This is a genomic window from Streptomyces phyllanthi (assembly GCF_009377205.1).
Taxonomy (GTDB): Bacteria; Actinomycetota; Actinomycetes; order Streptomycetales; family Streptomycetaceae; genus Streptomyces; species Streptomyces phyllanthi.
Genome location: NZ_VJZE01000586.1, coordinates 1 through 4,783, shown reverse-complemented (window position 1 = coordinate 4,783; position 4,783 = coordinate 1). Strand labels below are relative to the sequence as shown.

The window sequence follows — 4,783 nt, the reverse complement described above, 5'->3', positions numbered from 1 at the left end:
GCCGCGCACAGCGCGCGCAGTCCGTCGAGCACCTCGCCCTCGCCCTCCAGCTCCAGCCGCCCGTCCCCGGCCGTCGCCGTCCAGCCACCGCAACGGAACCCATCGGCCCCGCCCGACCCGTCGGACCCGCCGGCCCCGTCGCCCGCCGCGACCACCTCGGGCTGCCCGGTGAGCAACCCCCGCAGATCCGCGTCGACATACGTCGGCCGGTGCTGCGGCGGCGCGGCCAGCAGCTGCGCTCCGTCGGTGACCCCGGTCAGCACCAGCAGCGAGTCCACCGCGCCGTTGAACGCCCCCTCGATGTCCGTGTCCAGCCGGTCCCCGATCACCAACGGGCGCTCGGCACCCGTACGCAGGATCGTCTCCCGGTGCATCGGCGGCAGCGGCTTGCCCGCCACCTGCGGCTCGGCGCCGGTGGCGATGCGTACGACCTCCACCGCCGCCCCGTTCCCCGGCGCGATACCCCGCGCACTCGGGATCGTCAGATCGGTGTTGGACGCGAACCACGGCACCCCGCGCGCGATGGCATAGCAGGCCTCGGCGAACCGCCCCCACGGCAGCTCGGGACCGCCGTACCCCTGCACCACCGCCACCGGATCGTCATCGGCGGACTCCACGGGCTCCAGCCCCCGCTCCCGCAGCGCCACCCGCAGCCCGTCACCGCCGATCACCAGCACACGCGCGCCGGCGGGCACCTGCTCGCTGATGAGCCGGGCCACGGCCTGCGCCGACGTGATGACGTCGTCCGCCTCGGCCGGCACCCCAAGCGCCGTCAGATGCACGGCCACCGTACTCGGCGTCCGCAGCGCGTTGTTGGTGACGTACGCAAGGTGCATCCCGCCCGCACGGGCTGTACGGAGCGACTCCACGGCGTACGCGATCGCGCTCCCGCCCGCGTACACCACCCCGTCCAGATCGAGCAGCGCCGTGTCGTACGCCTCGCTCAGGGGCTGCCCACTCCCCTCGGGCCGCGTCCTGACGGTCTGGCTCATTGCACATCGCTCCTCGGTCGATCGCCGTCCGATCTCTGCCTCCGATCATCCCGCATGCCACGGACACACTTACGATGCCTCAATGAACTATGCAGGTCCCGAGGAGGAGCCTCCGGCGCGCAGCGGCCTCGAGCTGTCCCCGTTCCGGGGTCTTCGCTACGACCCCGACCGGGTCGGCAGCCTGGCCGCCGTGACGTCCCCGCCGTACGACGTGGTCGTACGCCCCGACGGTCTGCTCCATCTGGAGTCGGCGGACCCGCACAACATCGTCCGCCTGATCCTCCCCCAGGCCACCACGCCCGCGGCCCGCAACGAGCAGGCGGCGGCCACCCTGCGCCGCTGGCTCTCGGCCGGCGTCCTGGTCGCGGACGCGGAACCCGGCCTGTACGTGTACGAGCAGCGCGGCGGCGGCATGCTGCAACGCGGCGTCATCGGCGCCCTGCGCCTGCCGGAGCGGGCGAACGGTGTGGTCCTCCCGCACGAGGACGTCATGCCGCATGTGGTGGACGACCGCGCGGCGCTGATGCGCGCCACCCGCGCCAACCTCGAACCCCTACTGCTGACATACCGCGGCAGCTACTCGGAGACCGGCGCGGGGGCCGTCATCGAACGGGTCTGCGAGCGCCCGCCGCTCCTCTCCACCACCACCGAGGACGGCTTCAACCACCGCCTCTGGGGGGTGACGGATCCGGCCGAACTCAGCGAGATCCGGACGGACCTCCACCACCACCAGGCCCTGATCGCCGACGGCCACCACCGCTGGGCGACGTATCTGCGTCTACGCGCGGAGCACCCCTCCCCCAGCGCGTGGGACCACGGCCTGGTCCTCCTGGTCGACACGGTCCGCTATCCGCTCCGCGTCCGCGCGATCCACCGCCTCCTGCACCAACTCCCCATATCCGAGGCACTGTCCGCGGTGGCGGGCCACTTCCGGGTGACCCGCCTCGACGTCCCGCTTCCCGAGGCCCTGGAAACCCTGGCCGACGCGGCCTGCGCGGGCAACGCCTTCCTCCTCGCCGGCGACGGCTCGTTCCACCTCCTCGACCACCCGGCCCCGGACCTCCTGGCCCGTACGGTCCCCACCGGCCACCCGGCGGCCTGGCGCACCCTGGACGCGACGGTCCTGCACGCCACGCTCCTCGACCATGTGTGGCACATCCCCGAGGACTCTCCCGCGCACATCGCCTACATCCACGACGCGAAGGCCACCGTCGAGAAGGCGGAGCGGGACGGCGGGACGGCGGTCCTGCTGCACCCGGTCCGCGAGGAGGTCGTCCGCGACCTCGCCCGTCAGGGCGTCACCATGCCCCGCAAATCGACGTCGTTCGGCCCGAAGCCGGCGTCGGGCCTGGTCCTGAGGGCCCTGGAGATCTGACAGACGAAAGGGCGGGACCCGTGCGTCACGGATCCCGCCCCTTCATGCCCTTCACGAACAGAGGTCAGCTCACGCCGTCCTCAGAACCGTCCGCGGCATGACCGTCCTGAGCCTCACCCTCGTTCCCGTTCCCGTTCCCGTTGTCGCTCTCGCTCTCGTCGAAGGCGTCGACGAACTCGACGCCGTCGATCTCCGCGAGCCGGTCGGAGGCGTCCGTGCTGCCGTCCCTGTCGGCCTCGACGGCCTTGGCGAACCACTCACGCGCCTCGCTCTCACGCCCGGCCGCGAGGAGCGCGTCCGCGTACGCGTACCGCAGACGCGCGGTCCACGGCTGTACGGCGTTGGAGGCCAGCTCGGGGCTCTGCAGGGTCACGATGGCCGCGTCCAGCTGCCCCATGTCCCGCCGGGCACCGGCCGCCACGAGCCGCATCTCGACCTGCCCGGCCTTGTCCAGCTTGTGCACCTCGGGCGCCCCGGCCATGTCCAGCGCCCTCTCGGGCCGCCCGAGACCACGCTCGCAGTCCGCCATGACGGGCCACAGGTCGATGTTCCCGGTCATCCGCCGCGCTGCCCGGAACTCGGCGAGGGCCTCGCTGTACTTCTGGTTCGCGTACGCGGCGAAGCCGGCCGCCTCCCGTACGGCGGCGACCCGCGAGGCAAGCCGCAGAGCCACCCTGGAGTAGCCGTACGCGCCTTCGGGGTCCTCGTCGATGAGCTTGGCGACCATCACCAGGTTCTTGGCGACATCGTCGGCGAGCGTCTTGGGCAGGCTCTGCAGCTCCTGCCGTACGTCCTTGTCGATCTCCTCGCCCGTGACGTCCTCGGGGATCGGCAGCCGCTTGATCGGCTCGCGGTCCCTCTCCCGCTCGTCGCGGAAACGCCCACCGCCACGCCGGTCGTCGCTGCGACCACGGAACCCACCGGGCCCACTGGGCCGACCTCCACGGTCGTCGCGCCGGGGCCCGCGGCCACGGTCGTCACGGCCGCGGGAACCACCGCGCTCACCACGGCTGTCATCACGCCGGAAGCCACCACGCTCAGGGCGCTGTCCCCGCTCCGCGCGCTCACCACGGTCGTCCCGCCGGAATCCGGAACGGTCACCATCGCGTCGGTCGTCCCGCCGGTCGTCACGCCGATCCTCCCTGCGGTCATCGCGCCCGCGGAACCCACCACGGCTGTCATCACGCCGGAATCCTCCACGGTCACCCCGGTCGTCGCGGCGGAACCCCCCACGGTCACCACGCTCACTGCGGTCGTCACGGCGGAACCCACTGCGGTCACCCCGGTCGTCGCGGCGGAATCCTCCGCGGTCACCACGCTCGCCCTGTTCGCCGCGGTCGTCACGTCGGAACCCACCGCGCTCACCCCGGTCGCTCCGTTCGCCGCGCTCACCGCGGTCGTCACGACGGAACCCACGATCACGGTCGTCGCGGCGGAACCCACCACGGTCTCCGTCCCTACGGCCATCGCGGCGGTCATCCCGGTGGTCGTCACGCCGATCGTCCCGGCGGTCATCGCGCCGACCGTAGCCACCGCGGCTGTCATCACGGCGGAACCCACCACGGTCACCGCGATCACCCCGGTCACTCCGTTCGCCACGCTCACCGCGGTCGTCACGGCGGAACCCCGGACGCGCTCCCCGGTCTCCCTCTCGGCGATCGTCGCGCCGACCGTAGCCACCACGGTTGTCACCGCGGTTGTCGTCACGACGGAATCCACCACGGTCACCGCGATCGTCACCCCGGCGATCGTCACGGCGGTCAGCGTCACGACGGAAGCCGCTCCGGTCGCCATCACGGCGGAAGCCACCACGGTCACCGTCACGCCGATCATCGCGACGCCCAGAACCTCCACGGTCGTTGTCGCGGCGCGGGCCTCCGCGATACCCGCCACGCTCACCGCGGTCACCACTGTCCCGGCGGCGCTGGTCGCGCTCCGGTCGCTCGTCGGGAGAGTTGGTGGACATCGGTGACTCCTGTCTTCGGTACCGCAGTCATTCTTGCGCAGCCGAGTACCCGGTGCGCTCCGGAAAAACAAAAGGACCCCTGGTCCCAGCTGAACGCTGGGACCAGGGGTCCTCCAAAGATTGTTCGGCGGTGTCCTACTCTCCCACAGGGTCCCCCCTGCAGTACCATCGGCGCTGTAAGGCTTAGCTTCCGGGTTCGGAATGTAACCGGGCGTTTCCCTCACGCTATGACCACCGAAACCCTACTGGTTTCGAGCGAACAAGCACACTCTTCAATTGTCTGTTCCGCTCAAAGCCGACAACTGTTCGTTGTCTCAGAACTGACACAGTGGACGCGAGCAACTGAGGACAAGCCCTCGGCCTATTAGTACCGGTCAACTCCACACGTTACCGTGCTTCCATATCCGGCCTATCAACCCAGTCGTCTACTGGGAGCCTTACCCCATCAAG

The 4,783-nt window shown here is 70.9% G+C and carries 3 protein-coding genes and 2 rRNA genes; 1 reads left to right on the top strand and 4 read right to left on the bottom strand.

Features of this window, described 5'->3' with window-relative positions; translation table 11 throughout:
* Window positions 1–992, bottom strand: a 992-nt coding sequence (locus tag FNH04_RS41420) for an HAD hydrolase-like protein (protein WP_152791387.1), incomplete at its 3' end; no start/stop codon positions are given.
* A gap of 82 nt (window positions 993–1,074) precedes the next feature.
* Here FNH04_RS41420 and FNH04_RS41415 point away from each other — a divergent pair.
* On the top strand, window positions 1,075–2,367 hold the full coding sequence (locus tag FNH04_RS41415; protein WP_152791386.1) for a DUF1015 family protein: 1,293 nt from the start codon (window positions 1,075–1,077) through the stop codon (window positions 2,365–2,367).
* 64 nt (window positions 2,368–2,431) lie between these two features.
* Here FNH04_RS41415 and FNH04_RS46980 read toward each other — a convergent pair whose 3' ends face one another.
* From FNH04_RS46980 to FNH04_RS41400, 3 genes are all read right to left on the bottom strand, one after another.
* Complete coding sequence (locus FNH04_RS46980) at window positions 2,432–3,202, bottom strand: tetratricopeptide repeat protein (RefSeq protein WP_228031930.1); 771 nt, start codon at window positions 3,200–3,202, stop codon at window positions 2,432–2,434.
* 1,253 nt (window positions 3,203–4,455) lie between these two features.
* Window positions 4,456–4,572, bottom strand: a 5S ribosomal RNA gene (rrf, locus tag FNH04_RS41405).
* 105 nt (window positions 4,573–4,677) lie between these two features.
* A 23S ribosomal RNA gene (locus FNH04_RS41400) occupies window positions 4,678–4,783 on the bottom strand; the annotation flags it as partial.